The organism is uncultured Rhodospira sp., from assembly GCF_937138205.1.
Taxonomy (GTDB): domain Bacteria; phylum Pseudomonadota; class Alphaproteobacteria; order Rhodospirillales; family Rhodospirillaceae; genus Rhodospira.
The window spans coordinates 46,540-59,996 of the sequence record NZ_CAKZOT010000112.1; the positions used below are offsets into that span (position 1 = coordinate 46,540).

The window sequence follows — 13,457 nt, forward strand, 5'->3', positions numbered from 1 at the left end:
ATCGGTGAGGCCAAGGGCGGGTTCCCGGTACATAGAAGCCTGCCGGCGTCCGGACAAGCGCGCGCCCCTGGCCGCCGTCGCGCGCGGATCTTGCGGGGTGCGGCTCCCCCCGTCATGGTGAGATGCTCGATCCGAGTCGTCTCGGGGCTTGCCCCCGGGGCCGCCTTGGTCTACACAGCCGCGCCGCCCGGGGGATTGTTCCGGGGTGGTCGTTCCCTCGACGCGATGCTGGCCGCGTGATCCCGTTGCGACGGAAGGTTTTTCTCCCGTGATCCAGATCGAAGGCATCTCCAAGGCATTCGGTGGCCTGCGGGCCGTCGACTCGGTGCATTTCACCGTGGCGACCGGCGGCATCACCGGCCTGATCGGTCCCAATGGTGCCGGAAAAACCACGCTGTTCTCGATCCTGGCTGGGTTTCTCAACGCCGACGAAGGGCGTGTCCTTCTGGACGGCGAGGACGTGACGGGCCTGCCACCGCACAAGCTGTTCCATCGCGGGTTGGTGCGCACGTTCCAGATCCCCAAGGAGTTCTCCCGCATGACGGTGCGGGACAACCTGATGATCGTGCCGCCGGGCCAGTCCGGCGAGGTGCTGCCCAACGCCTGGTTCCGCTGGGGCATGGTGAAACGCCAGGACCGCGTCATCGGCGCCAAGGTCGACGAGGTGCTGGAGTTCCTGAACCTGACCCACGTGGCCGACGAACTGGCCGGCAATCTGTCGGGCGGGCAGAAAAAGCTGCTGGAGCTGGGCCGCACCATGATGATCGACGCCAAGGTGGTGCTGCTCGACGAGCCAGGCGCCGGCGTCAACCGCACCCTGCTGAACAACATCCGCGACGCCATCCGGCGGCTGAACCAGGATCGCGGCTATACCTTCTGCCTGATCGAGCACGACATGGACCTGATCGCCCAGCTTTGCGATCCGGTGGTGGTGATGGCCCAGGGACGGGTGCTGACCCAGGGCTCCATGGACCAGGTCCGCGCCAACACCGAGGTGCAGGACGCCTATCTGGGCGGCGGGGTGTCCGGGCGAGGCGTGTCGGCCATGGCCGAGGACGACATCGGCAAGGGCGGCAACGGCGCGACCGTTGGCGCGGACGGGACCGACGAGGAGTGGCGGCCATGACCCTGCTGTCCATCGAGGGGGTGACCGGCGGCTACGGTGGCGCCGACATCCTGCACGGCGTCGACCTACGGGTGGAGCCGGGCGAGATGGTGGTCATCATCGGCCCCAACGGCGCCGGCAAGTCGACGCTGATGAAGGCGGCCTTCGGACTGGTGAAGATCCGCGAGGGCGCCGTCTTGTTCGAGCGGCGCGACATCACGCCTTTGCGCCCTGATCAGATCGTGCGCCAGGGGATCTCCTACGTCCCGCAGGAACAGAACGTGTTTCCCTCCATGACCGTGGAGGAGAACCTGGAGATGGGCGCCTTCATCCGGAATGATGATATCCGCCCACAAATGGATCGAATTTATAACTTTTTTCCGCGTCTGGCCGAGCGCCGCAACCAAGTGGCCGGGTCCATGTCCGGGGGCGAGCGGCAGATGCTGGCCATGGGTCGGGCCTTGATGCTGGACCCCAAGCTGTTGCTGCTGGACGAGCCGACGGCGGGGCTGTCGCCGATCTTCATCGACCAGACCTTCGACCGTATCCGCAAGATCAACGAGGCCGGAATCGGCATTCTGATGGTCGAGCAGAACGCCAAGCAGGCGCTGGCGGTGTGTGATCGCGGGTACGTGCTGACCATGGGGCGGAACCGGATCGACGACACCGGCCCCAATCTGTTGGCCAACAAGGACGTGGCCGAAATGTTTCTTGGCGGCTGATTCGGGGGGCTGACGGCGGAATGGGCACGGAACTCCTGCAACTGGCGATCTACGGCGTGGTGTCGGGCAGCATCCTGACCCTGGGGGCCATCGGCGTTTCGCTGATCTTCGGCATCCTGCGCTTCGCCCATTTCGCCCACGGCGACCTGATGACGCTGGGCGCCTATTTCGCGTTCTCGATGGTGGTCGGGCTGGGCTTCCCGGTGTGGGCGTCGGCGCCCTTCGCCGTCGCCGGGGCCGCGCTAGCGGCGATGACCATCGACCAGACGGTCTATCGGCACCTGCGCCGCGCCTCGCCGATCATCCTGTTGATCTCCTCGTTCGGCATCGCCATTGCCCTGCGCAGTGTCGTGCAGCTCATCTGGGGGCCGCACAACCAAGTCTACCAGAGCGGGATCCAACTGCCCTGGCGGATCGGCGATATCGTCATCAAGCCGGACCACGTCTGGATCGTCCTCGGCGCGGTGGTCCTGGTGATCCTGCTGCACCTGTTCCTGACGCGCACCAAGATGGGCAAGGCCATGCGCGCCATGAGCGACAACATGGACCTCGCCCTGGTCTCCGGCATCCCGTCCGAGCGGGTGATCCTGGTCACCTGGGCCGTGGGTGGCGGCATGGCGGCGGTCGCCGGCATCTTCCTGGGGATGGACACGCGCCTGCACCCGGTGATGGGGTGGTCATTGCTGTTGCCGGTGTTCGCGGCGGCCATCCTGGGCGGCATCGGCCGGCCCTACGGCGCCATCGCCGGCGGCATGGTGATCGGCCTGGCCATGGAGATGTCGACCATGGTCATCAACCCCACCTACAAACCGGCGGTGGCGTTCGCGCTGATGGTCTTGATGCTGGTCGTGCGGCCGCAGGGCCTGTTCAAGGGGAACCCGTGATGGAACTGGGCGGGCTTGCCACCTACGGCGTCTTCTTCCTGACCCAGGCCGGCATCTACGCGGTGCTGGCGCTGGGCCTGAACGTGCAGTACGGCCTGACCGGGCAGATCAACATCGGCATCGCCGGGTTCTTCGCCGTCGGCGCCTACACCAGCGCCATCCTGACCACGGCCACCAGCACCGCCCACCTTGGCGGGTTCGATCTGCCCTTCCTGGTGGGGATCGCCGGGGCGATGGCCACGTCGGCCGTGGTGGCGGTGGGGATCGGCTGGGTGACCATGCGGTTGCGCTCGGACTACCTGGCCATCGCCACCATCGGCATCGCCGAGATCATCCGCATCGTATTCAAGAACGAGGACTGGTTGACCAACGGCGTGCGCGGCGTGCCCGGCATTCCGCGCCCGTTCGTGGAAACCCTGGGCGCGAACCCGCTGGTGTCGCTCGGCGTCGTCACGGCGTTCGTCCTGCTGGCCTACTGGCTGGTGGAGCAGGCCCGGCGCTCGCCCTGGGGTCGCGTGCTGCGGGCGATCCGCGAGAACGAGGATGGCGTCATGGCTGCCGGCAAGAACGTGGCGCGCTTCCGCCTGCAGGCGTTCGTGTTCGGCTCCAGCCTGATGGGCATGGCCGGCGGCCTGTACGCCCACTTCATCGGCTTCATCAGCCCCGAGGCGTTCATGCCGCTGTACGGGACGTTCCTGGTGTGGGTGATGCTGATCGCCGGTGGCGCCGGCAACAACCGGGGCGCCGTGCTGGGGGCCTTCGCCATCTGGATGCTGTGGTCCGCCACCCAGTTCCTGACCGACGCCCTGGGCGCCGAGTACGCCACGCAGGCCGGCGCGCTCCGCGTGCTGCTGATCGGCGTGCTGTTGCAGGTGATCCTGATCGCCCGCCCGCAGGGCATCCTGCCGGAGCACGCGCGGCGCAAGGGGCGGGGGTAGACCCGCCCCGCGCCGGACGGCGACTACAGCCCCGGAATCTCTTGTGTCAGCCCGGGGCCGTTGTCGCCCTCGAACCGGCCCAGGTTGCCGAGCAACTGCTCCAGGATCCCCAGTTCGTTGCCAAGGGTGGGGGTCTCGCGCTCCACCACCGCGACGTTCTTGCCATCGGCCAGATCCAGTTCCCGCACCTCGCTGACGACCCCGGCGTCGTCGAACGAGATCGCCACGACCCGCCGGTCCAGTTCCTCGCGCTCGAACACCGCGTACTGCTGTGTGCGGGCACTGATGTAGTACCACGTCTCGTTGTCGAAGGTGCCGGTCGCGGACGGCGTCCCCAGCAACGCGGCGACTTCGGCCCGGGTTTGCTTGCCGGCCTCGACCTCTGACAGAAGGTCGCGCTTCGGCTGGTTGCCACGGGCGCTGATTTCCGGGGCGCAGGCCCCCACGGCGAAGACGATCGCGCAGACGCCAACCGTCGCGGCCAGGCGTGAGGCCCTGAACTGACGGGAAACCGGACGGGTGATCACGGATGGCTCTCCCTTTGCCGTTGGAAGGGTCCGGCGCCGCTGCCTGGGCGGCCGATCAAGGCTTTGCACCGGACCGAGGCGGTCACTAATATACCACCCTGACACTGCAAAAAAAGCGCCTGCCGGACGGCCACCGCCGACCGCCAAGGCTGTTGTCACGAGGGAATGGACCCCGCCAGACTCATGGTCATCAGTCGTTTTTTTGGTGCCCGCGCCCGGGCACGATCCGAAGAGCGCGCGCAGGCCCGCGCGGTCGTGGAGCGTTTGTACGGTGAGGCCGTGCGTAGCACACGCCAATCCATCTTCTACCAGGACTGGGGCGTGCCCGATACGCTCGAAGGGCGCTACGACGTCCTTGTCCTGCACGTCCATGCGCTGTTTCGCCGCCTGGGCGCCTTGCAACGGGAGCAGGCGGCCCAGACGGGACACGCGGAGGCGGACACCGATGCCGCCGGGCTCTCCCAGGCCCTGTTCGACCACATGGTCTGGGACCTGGACACCAACCTGCGCGAAGCCGGGGTCAGCGACATGCGCATCGGCGCGCGTATGAAGAAGCTCGCGAAAGGATTCTACGGGCGGGTGGCGATCTACGACACGGCGCTGGACGCGGGCGACGAACAGGCGTTGCGAGACGCCCTGGACCGCAACGTCTATCACAAGGTAGCGGCCCCGCCGGAGGGACTGACGGCGTTGGCCGGGTATGTTCAGGCGCTCGTGGCCGCGTCGGAAACCTGGACGTGGGACGCCCTGGCGCATGGATCGATTCACTACCCCGACCCGCAAGGCCAGCGGGTGAACATCCCTGCCAAAGAGACCGTCCGATGAGTGATCCGCAAGACCCACACCTGGAGTTTTCGCGACCGATCGGCGTGGTGTCCCTGCCGCCCGAGGGCCGAACGGTCGGGGTCGAGGCGTCCGAGGCCGAACGCGCCGCCCTGGCCGCGCGTTTCGGCCTGACGGAACTGCATCGCTTCGCGGCGACAGTGCTGGTTCGCCCGCTGGGCGCCGGGCGCGGCGTGACACAGGTGGAAGTGTCGGCCGACCTTGAGGCGGACGTCGAACAGACCTGCGTGGTTACGCTCGATCGGGTGCCGGGCCGGATCGCCGAGGCGGTGCGGCGGCGGTTTTCGGACGACAGCGCGACGGACGACACCGCCGCCGTGCTGGATGTCCATCCGGGGGAGGACGACGACGAGGCCGATCCGATCGTCGACGGCACGATTGACATTGGCGAGGTTCTGGCCGAGGCGCTGGGGCTGGCGCTGGATCCGCACCCCCGCGCGCCCGGTGCCGTCTTCGACTCGGCGGCGTGGTCGGACGAGGACGACGCGGGAGAGACTGCCCCCGGAGCCTTCGCCGCCCTGGCGGCCCTCAAGACCGGGTCGTCCGGAACCTGAAAAAACACCGCGATCGTTCCGTCCGGTCGCTTGCGGGGCCATGCGAATTCCGCTACATAGACGCGCTCGCGCCTGGGGCGCCCCGAGGCGGTGGCCTCGCTTGTTTTTCCTCAGGCTTCCTGCAGTTCAGAGAACGTGGACAGGTCCGATGGCGGTACCCAAGAGCAAAATCTCGAAATCCCGGCGCAACATGCGGCGCGCCCATCACGCCGTGAAAAGCGGCCCGTACAACGAATGCCCGAACTGCGGCGAGCTGAAGCGCCCGCACCATGTTTGCGCGCATTGTGGCCACTACGACGGCCGCGAGGTCGTCAATCCCGAGGCGGCCTGATAGGGTGATCCAAAGGCGCGCCTCGGCACGGGGCGGCGCCGGCAACCGTGACCGTTGAATGGGGTCCCCGTGAGTGCACGCCTCACTCTCTCCCTGGATGCCATGGGGGGCGATCAAGCGCCCGACATGGTCCTGAAGGGGATCAAGATCGCTCGCACGCGCCATCCGCACGCGCATTACCTGCTGCATGGCAACGAGGCGGTGCTGGGTCCCATGGTCGAGCGGGACAAGACGCTGGCCGAGGTCTGCGACATCCGCCATGCCGAGGGCGTCGTCGGTAACGACGAAAAGCCCTCGCAAGCGTTGCGACGCGGCCGCGACAGCAGCCTTTGGCAGGCCATTCAATCGGTCAAGGAGGGCGAGGCCGCCGGCATGGTCTCGGCCGGCAACACCGGTGCCTTCATGGCCATGGCCAAGCTGTCCCTGCGCACGCTGCCGGGCATCGACCGTCCGGCGATCGCCGCCATGATGCCCACCCAGCGGGGCGACCTGGTGATGCTTGACCTCGGGGCCAACGCCGAGTGCGACGCGGACAACTTGGTGCAGTTCGCCATCATGGGCGAGGTGTTCGCCCGCACCGTGCTGGGCCTTGAGAAGCCCACGATCGGCCTGTTGAACATCGGTACCGAGGACCAGAAGGGCACGGAAACCCTGCGCCAGACCTCCGCCATCCTGAAGACCAGTTCGCTGCCGATCCGCTTTCACGGCTTCGTCGAGGGCGACGACATCGGCAAGGGCACGGTCGACGTGGTGGTCACCGACGGCTTCACGGGCAATGTCGCCCTGAAGGCCATCGAGGGGACGTCCAAGCTCTATTCGGCCTTCATCCGCGGCGCGTTCGAGAGTTCGATCGTTACGCGACTCGGGTACCTGCTTGTGCGCTCGGCCGTGAACAAGGTGCGCGCGCGTGTTGATCCGCGCCGCTACAACGGGGCCATGTTCCTCGGCTTGAACGGAATCGCCGTCAAATCGCATGGCGGCACCGATCCGCTGGGCTTCGCCAATGCCGTCGGCGTCGCGGTCGACCTCGTGTCACACGGCTTCAACGACACCATCAAGGGCGAGTTCATGAAGGTGCAGCGCGCCTCGGGACTCGACGCCAAAGGGCTGGAAGAGGCGGCGAACGGCTGATGGTCACACGGTCGCTCCTTGTCGGATCCGGCGCCTATCTTCCCTCCCGCGTGGTCACCAACGACGAACTGGCCCAGACCGTGGACACCAGCGATGCGTGGATCCGCGAGCGGTCGGGAATCGAGGAACGCCGGTTCGCCGCCCCCGGTGAGTTGACCTCGGATCTGGCGATCGCCGCCGCGCGCCGGGCCGTCGAGGACGCCGACATCGACCCGGCGGCCCTGGACCTGATCGTGTTGGCGACGGCCACGCCGGATCACACGTTTCCGGCGACGGCCGCCAAGGTTCAGGCGGCGTTGGGGGCTTTCGGCTGCATTGCCTTCGATATCCAGGCCGTCTGCACCGGCTTCCTCTACGCCCTGGCCACGGCCGACGCCTACGTCCGAGTCGGCCAGGCCCGAACTGCCTTGGTGATCGGCGCGGAGACATTCTCGCGCATCCTCGACTGGGAGGATCGCGCCACCTGCGTATTGTTTGGCGACGGAGCCGGGGCCGTGGTCCTGCGTGCGGGGGCAGGGCAGGGCGACGCCACGGAGCGGGGTATTCTGTCGACCCATTTGCACGCCGACGGCCGCCAGCACGACCTTCTGTATGTGGACGGCGGACCCTCGTCGACCCAGACCACTGGATACCTCCGGATGCAGGGCAAGGAGGTGTTCCGGCACGCGGTGGCCAACATGGCGCAGGTGGCCGACGAGGCGTTGCAGGCGAACGGGATGTCGATCGATGACCTTGACTGGCTGGTCCCACACCAAGCCAACCAGCGCATCCTCGATGGCACCGCCCGCAAAATCGGACTGTCCGCGGACAAGGTCATCTCCACGGTGGCTCGCCATGCCAACACCTCGGCGGCATCGGTGCCGCTGGCCCTGGACGAGGCCCGACGCGACGGACGCATCCGGCCGGGGCAATTGGTGCTGTTGGAAGGCATGGGCGGCGGATTCACGTGGGGATCGGCTCTGATCCGTCTGTGACGGTCCTGCGAGTGCTTCCACGGCGGTTTAATCTCGCCCCTGCAAATCACTGATATTGACGACTTTCCGCCGACCCGGTACTCTTCGTATCTGGTTCGAGGCTTGCCCCTGTCTTGGTCCGGCCCGTCGCCCGTGGAAGCGTTCGCGGCGGAACGGTCGTGGCGCATTCCCGCGCACCCACCCGGGCAAGACCCTCCGCCAAGAATGGACGAGATGGCCGCGCCGTTGCGTTCAGACGGACGGCGCACGTCACGGTAAGAACACGAAGGGCCGGTGTGGCATGAGCGGGCAAACGATAACGCGATCGCAACTGAGCGAGGCGGTCTACCAGGAGGTTGGCCTGTCCCGCAACGAATCGGCCGACCTGCTTGAGTCCGTGCTGGACGAAATGTCGCAGGCCCTGGCGCGGGGCGAGACCGTGAAGATCTCGTCGTTCGGCAGCTTTTCGGTGCGCGAGAAAGGGCAGCGCGTCGGGCGAAATCCCAAGACCGGCGAAGAAGTGCCCATCATGCCGCGCAAGGTTCTGGTCTTTCGCCCTTCTCAGTTGCTGAAAACCCGCATCAACAAGGCCGCCACGGCTGGCACCGGGCGTTCGTGATGGCCCCCGGCGCCGGCAGTCCGGATCGAAAGGAGAAGGCCGTGGCGGAAGGCCAGGCCCGAGACGGGGGAAGCCGTCGGTCGCAGAAGTCCGACGCCGCGTTCCGCACGATCAGCGAGGTCGCCACGGAACTGGACGTCCCCCAGCACGTTCTGCGCTTCTGGGAGACCAAGTTCACCCAGATTCGCCCCATGAAGCGCGGGGGCGGTCGGCGATACTATCGGCCCGAGGACGTCGTCCTGCTGACGACCCTGCGCGACCTGCTGTACCGCGAGGGATATACCATCAAGGGCGTGCAGAAGCTGCTGCGCGACAACGGCGCCAAGGCCCTGGTCAATACCATCAAGGAACGCCAGGAAAAGGCCGAGGGCGGCATGGTCGGCCCGGTCGGCTTGGCTATGTCCGAGGCGCGCGAAGAGGACGCCGAGACTGGAGACGAAGCGGACGAGCCATCGCAAACGGACGCGCTGGAGGCGGCCTCCATCGGGGCCGACCAGGATGACGCCGAGGCGGGCGACTCGGCCGCGTCCCTGAGCGCGCCGGTGCGCGCCGAGTTGTCAAAGGCGGTCAACGAACTGGCCACGTTGCAGGGGCTTCTGCGCCAGGCGCTGGACGCAACCCGGCCGCCGCCCCCGCCGCCGGAGTGGTGACGGGACCGACGGCTCACTCCGCTAGCGGCTGCCCCAGGCGGCCCGCCAGATCCTGGATGTACTGCCACGCGACACGGCCGGAGCGGCTGCCCCGGGTGGTGGCCCATTGCACGGCCTCCCGCCTGACGGTCTCCTCGTCGATGCTCAGCCCGTGGTGACGAACGTAGCCCAGTACGATGGAGACGAACGTCGGCTGATCCACGTTGTGGAACCCCAGCCACAGGCCGAACCGGTCCGACAGGGAAACCTTTTCCTCTACCGCCTCGCCGGCGTGCAGGGCGGTCGACTGCTCGTTCTCGACCATCTCGCGGGCCAGCAGGTGCCGGCGGTTGGAGGTGGCGTAGAACAGCACGGTCTCCGGTCGCCCCTCAATGCCACCTTCCAGCAGCGCCTTGAGCGACTTGTAGCTGGTGTCATGCGCATCGAACGACAGGTCGTCGCAGAACAGCAGGCACCGCCGGTCCACCGACCGCAGGATCGACAACAGCCGGGGCAGGGTGGCGATGTCCTCGCGGTGAATCTCGACCAGCGCCAGCCGGGCGTCCGGCACGTCCGCGACAATCGCCGCGTGCACGGCCTTGACCAGCGAGCTCTTGCCCGTGCCCCTCGCACCCCACAGCAAGGCGTTGTTGGCCGGCAGGCCGCGCGCGAAGCGGCGCGTGTTCTCGGCCAGGGTCTCGATCTGGCGATCAATGCCTTGCAACAGGTCCAGGGGAATCCGGTTGACCCGTGTCACCGGCTCCAGCCACGCCCGGTCCGCGTGCCAGACGAAGGCATCGGCACCGTCCAGGTGGGCTTCCGGCGGCGGTGCCGGGGCCAGCCGCTCCAGGCTCTCCGCGATACGGTCCAGGCTGTGCGCGATGCGATCCAGGTCCGGCATGGTCAACGCGGGGCTCCCTCCTCGGTCTTCGCTCCGGTGGAGCGGGGGCGGCACCATACCATGGCCGCGCGGACCGGCAAGGCGGGGCGGTCAAACTCTCATCCGCCCGCGTTTGCATCAGGTGCGTTCGTTCACCGGTTTCCACTGGTCGCTCCAGTTTTTTTCGTAGAGGGCCTTCACTCCGGGGGTTCCATTGATGAACGCCTCGACATCCCGTGCCCACTGGCCTTCACCCACGACCTTGAAATCCCCGTCGTCGCCCCGGTAAATCAGGGACCCAGCCAGTTCCTTGATGGTAACGCCAGCCTTTTCCATCTCATGGACGAAGGGGGAGAACTCCGCCATGCCCGCCTGTGCGGCCTCCATCAACGAAAGAACATGGTCCTTGAAAGCGGCTTCATCGAGCCCCCCGAATTCGTCGGCAAACCGCTGGACAGCATCGACGGCGGGGCCAATGTGGGGCAGGATCGGCGCGTGTGGGAGGGGAGGCGGTTCGGACGCATGAGTCACGGCGGAGCCGCCAATGTCTGCGCTCGCGCGCTCCTGCTGTGCGAGCAGGACTTGTCGCACTTCGGATAGCCGTGTCTTCATTTCAGGGGTCAGTTCGGATGTCGTAAGGTCGGCGCCCCGCCGCGCAACGAAGGACTGCAGACCTCGGATCTCAGCAAACGCTTCCGTATAATGGTCGTAGGCGTCCCGGGCACTGATCTTACCGCTCTTCAACTGATCGAGGACAGCGCTGTATTGTTGGTAAACAGAATTCGCAGTCGCCGTGACATCCATCTTCGTCACTCCTTTTCGAGCCGTGGCTTCGGTTCAGTATGGATGGGCGCATACCGCGAACGTCGCCGCAAGATGCGTGCCACTTTTTGACGCAATCATGACCGACCCTTCGTTTTCCGATCGCCTGCCATTCAACAGCTTTCACAACGCATTGCAGTGTGAGGCGAGTTGTTTCGCGTGTCGGAAAAACCTGCCGGATTTGATGGAGGAACCGGGTCATCTCTGCCGGGTCCGACACATCAAAGCGCGCGCCGCTGCGTTTGCATCGGGGGCGTGGATGAGTATAGTCCCGGCTCCTGAGTCCCGACACCCCGCACACAAGGAGCGCGCGGATGTTCATCAGTCCCGCTTTTGCCCAGGCTGCGGCCCCCCCCGCCGGTGGCACGTTGGATGCCCTGGGGGCCTTCCTGCCCCTGATCCTGATTTTCGTCATCTTCTACTTCCTGATCATCCGCCCGCAGCAGAAGCGGATGAAGGACCACAAGGCCATGCTGGCCGCCATCCGGCGGGGCGATCGCATCGTCACCAACGGCGGCATCGTCGGCTCGGTGGTGAAGGTCACGAACGACTCAGAGCTTCTGGTTGAGATTGCAGACAACGTGCGCGTCAAGGTCATGCGCGAGATGGTGGCCGATGTCGCCTCCAAGACCGAACCCGTCGCCAGCGGCGGCGACAAGGGCAAGGGCGGCAAGGGACGCCAGGCGACCGCCAACGACACGGACGACGGCGACGACGACGCCAACGGCGGCGATACGCCTCCGGACAATAGCGGCTCCGGCGGCTCGGGCGGCTCCGCCAGCAAGCTGAAGGGCCTGCTGTCCAAAAAGTAGTCCTGGCCGCCGCTGGCGGCGGATGGCAGGGCGTCGTCCGTCCCGCGCCGGTCCGGCCAAAGTCGGTCCGCCCGCCGTCGGCCCTCGTCCGCACTCCATGACCGTGTGCCCCCTCGGGCTCCAGCAAACGGGATCACCCCGCGATGCTCTATTTCGCCAAATGGAAGACCACCCTCATCGTTTTGATCTGTCTGGCGGGTGTCTTCTTTTCCGCGCCGAACGCGATCCGGGGATCGGCCGATACGCTGCCCGACTGGTGGCAGCCGGTCACGCTCGGCCTTGATCTTCAGGGCGGGTCCTACCTCCTCCTGGAAGTGGAGACCGACGTCGTGGTGGCCGAGCAGCTGGAGGCCCTGGTAGAGGGAGCCCGCGCCGAACTGCGCACCGCCCGGATCCGCTATCTGGGGCTGGGGGTCGAGGGCACGTCGGCGGTGGTCTCCATTCCCGACGCCGGGCAACGCGACGCCGCGCGCCGTCTGCTCGCCGGTCTTGATGATGACGTCGAGGTCACGGCCGAGGACGACGGCCGGTTCGTCATGACGCTGACCGAACAGGCCATGGCGGAGCGCCGCAATCAGGCCGTCGAGCAGTCGATCGAGATCGTGCGGCGGCGCGTGGACGAGACCGGCACCCGCGAACCCACCATCCAGCGGCAAGGGCAGACCCGCATCATCGTCGAGCTTCCCGGCGTCGACGATCCGCAGCGCATCAAGGACCTGATCGGGCGCACGGCCAAGCTGACCTTCCATCTGGTGGACGAACGGGTTTCGCCCGAGGAACTCGCCAGTGGTCAGGTGCCGCCCGGCACCGTGATCCTGCCGGCGGCGGAGAACAACGCCGATGGACCGCCCACCTATCCGGTCCGCAAGCGCGTCGAGGTGTCGGGCGACCGGCTGGTGGACGCTCAGCCGAGCTTCCAGGACAACCAGCCCGTCGTCAGTTTCCGCTTCGACACGGCCGGCGGTCGCCGTTTCGGCCGGGTCACCCAGGACAACGTCGGCAAGAACCTGGCCATCGTTCTGGACGACGCGGTCATCAGCGCCCCCGTCATCCGGGAGCCGATCCTGGGCGGCTCCGGCATCATCTCCGGCAGTTTCGCGGTGCAGGAAACGCAGGACCTGGCGTTGCTGCTGCGGGCGGGCGCTCTGCCGGCGCCGCTGACGGTGCTGGAGGAACGCACCGTCGGCCCCGGCCTTGGCGCCGACTCGATCCGGGCCGGCGCCCTGGCCAGCCTGCTCGGCTTCGCCCTGGTGGTGGTGTTCATGTTTGCCACCTACGGCCTGTTCGGCGGCATGGCCGTGGCGGCCCTGTTCGTGAACCTGTTTCTGCTGCTGGGCGCGCTCAGCCTGTTGGGCGCAACCCTGACACTGCCGGGCATCGCCGGCATCGTGCTGACCATGGGCATGGCGGTGGACGCCAACGTTCTGATTTTCGAGCGAATGCGCGAGGAGGCCCGCAACGGCCGCACCCTGCGCAACAGCATCGAGACAGGCTTCCGGCAGGCGTTCAAGGCCATCGTCGACGCCAACGTCACCACCCTGGTGGCCGCCGGCCTGCTGTTCTACTTCGGCTCCGGGCCGGTCAAGGGGTTCGCGGTGACCCTCAGCCTCGGCATCGTCTCGTCGATGTTCACCGCCGTCATGGTCACCCGCCTGATGGTCGTCACCTGGCTGCGCCGCGGCCATGCCAAAGCCCTGCCGATCTGAG

At 66.9% G+C, this 13,457-nt stretch carries 16 protein-coding genes; 13 read left to right on the forward strand and 3 right to left on the reverse strand.

What is annotated here, in order from left to right; all coding sequences use genetic code 11:
• The first annotated feature begins 268 nt into the window (after positions 1-268).
• Genes Q0309_RS16085 through Q0309_RS16100 form a run of 4 tightly spaced genes read left to right on the forward strand, consistent with a single transcriptional unit; the run spans position 269 to position 3,649 of the window.
• Complete coding sequence (locus Q0309_RS16085) at positions 269-1,126, forward strand: ABC transporter ATP-binding protein (protein WP_299443506.1); 858 nt, start codon at positions 269-271, stop codon at positions 1,124-1,126.
• Entirely contained in the window at positions 1,123-1,827 is a 705-nt protein-coding gene (locus Q0309_RS16090; RefSeq protein ID WP_299443509.1) for an ABC transporter ATP-binding protein, read from the forward strand. Before Q0309_RS16085 ends, Q0309_RS16090 begins: the two co-directional genes overlap by 4 nt.
• A gap of 20 nt (positions 1,828-1,847) precedes the next feature.
• Entirely contained in the window at positions 1,848-2,711 is an 864-nt protein-coding gene (locus Q0309_RS16095; protein ID WP_299443512.1) for a branched-chain amino acid ABC transporter permease, read from the forward strand.
• Positions 2,711-3,649, forward strand: a complete 939-nt coding sequence (locus tag Q0309_RS16100) for a branched-chain amino acid ABC transporter permease (RefSeq protein WP_299443515.1) — start codon at positions 2,711-2,713, stop codon at positions 3,647-3,649. The genes Q0309_RS16095 and Q0309_RS16100 overlap by 1 nt, the downstream gene beginning before the upstream one ends.
• A gap of 23 nt (positions 3,650-3,672) precedes the next feature.
• Here the strand turns inward: Q0309_RS16100 and bamE are convergent, their stop codons facing one another.
• A complete protein-coding gene (bamE, locus tag Q0309_RS16105) occupies positions 3,673-4,176 on the reverse strand; it encodes an outer membrane protein assembly factor BamE (protein WP_299443518.1) in 504 nt (167 codons plus the stop codon).
• Between the two features lie 183 nt (positions 4,177-4,359).
• On the opposite strand from bamE, the gene Q0309_RS16110 reads away from it, so the two are divergent.
• The 7 genes from Q0309_RS16110 to Q0309_RS16140 all read left to right on the forward strand — a co-directional run bounded on the left by Q0309_RS16110 (position 4,360) and on the right by Q0309_RS16140 (position 9,257).
• A complete protein-coding gene (locus Q0309_RS16110; RefSeq protein WP_299443521.1) occupies positions 4,360-5,001 on the forward strand; it encodes a ubiquinol-cytochrome C chaperone family protein in 642 nt (213 codons plus the stop codon).
• Positions 4,998-5,573 carry a DUF177 domain-containing protein gene (locus Q0309_RS16115; protein ID WP_299443524.1) on the forward strand — a complete coding sequence of 192 codons (576 nt, stop codon included), beginning with the start codon at positions 4,998-5,000 and terminating at the stop codon, positions 5,571-5,573. The genes Q0309_RS16110 and Q0309_RS16115 overlap by 4 nt, the downstream gene beginning before the upstream one ends.
• Before the next feature lie 148 nt (positions 5,574-5,721).
• Positions 5,722-5,904 carry a 50S ribosomal protein L32 gene (gene rpmF, locus Q0309_RS16120; RefSeq protein ID WP_299443527.1) on the forward strand — a complete coding sequence of 61 codons (183 nt, stop codon included), beginning with the start codon at positions 5,722-5,724 and terminating at the stop codon, positions 5,902-5,904.
• A gap of 69 nt (positions 5,905-5,973) precedes the next feature.
• On the forward strand, positions 5,974-7,035 hold the full coding sequence (gene plsX, locus Q0309_RS16125; RefSeq protein ID WP_299443530.1) for a phosphate acyltransferase PlsX: 1,062 nt from the start codon (positions 5,974-5,976) through the stop codon (positions 7,033-7,035).
• On the forward strand, positions 7,035-8,009 hold the full coding sequence (locus Q0309_RS16130) for a beta-ketoacyl-ACP synthase III (protein ID WP_299443533.1): 975 nt from the start codon (positions 7,035-7,037) through the stop codon (positions 8,007-8,009). Before plsX ends, Q0309_RS16130 begins: the two co-directional genes overlap by 1 nt.
• A 280-nt stretch (positions 8,010-8,289) precedes the next feature.
• Entirely contained in the window at positions 8,290-8,607 is a 318-nt protein-coding gene (ihfA, locus tag Q0309_RS16135; RefSeq protein WP_299443536.1) for an integration host factor subunit alpha, read from the forward strand.
• A gap of 41 nt (positions 8,608-8,648) precedes the next feature.
• Positions 8,649-9,257, forward strand: a complete 609-nt coding sequence (locus tag Q0309_RS16140) for a MerR family transcriptional regulator (protein WP_299443539.1) — start codon at positions 8,649-8,651, stop codon at positions 9,255-9,257.
• A gap of 13 nt (positions 9,258-9,270) precedes the next feature.
• Here Q0309_RS16140 and Q0309_RS16145 read toward each other — a convergent pair whose 3' ends face one another.
• Both Q0309_RS16145 and Q0309_RS16150 read right to left on the reverse strand, forming a co-directional pair.
• Entirely contained in the window at positions 9,271-10,137 is an 867-nt protein-coding gene (locus tag Q0309_RS16145; RefSeq protein ID WP_299443542.1) for an ATP-binding protein, read from the reverse strand.
• Between the two features lie 117 nt (positions 10,138-10,254).
• On the reverse strand, positions 10,255-10,920 hold the full coding sequence (locus Q0309_RS16150) for a hypothetical protein (RefSeq protein WP_299443545.1): 666 nt from the start codon (positions 10,918-10,920) through the stop codon (positions 10,255-10,257).
• Positions 10,921-11,252: 332 nt separating this feature from the next.
• Between Q0309_RS16150 and yajC the strand changes: the two genes are divergently transcribed.
• Together yajC and secD are read left to right on the forward strand one after the other, a co-directional pair.
• Positions 11,253-11,750: a preprotein translocase subunit YajC gene (yajC, locus tag Q0309_RS16155; protein WP_366940647.1), complete on the forward strand. Its 498-nt coding sequence runs from the start codon at positions 11,253-11,255 to the stop codon at positions 11,748-11,750.
• A 143-nt stretch (positions 11,751-11,893) separates the two neighbouring features.
• Positions 11,894-13,456: a protein translocase subunit SecD gene (gene secD / locus Q0309_RS16160; protein WP_299443548.1), complete on the forward strand. Its 1,563-nt coding sequence runs from the start codon at positions 11,894-11,896 to the stop codon at positions 13,454-13,456.
• Position 13,457 lies beyond the last annotated feature (1 nt).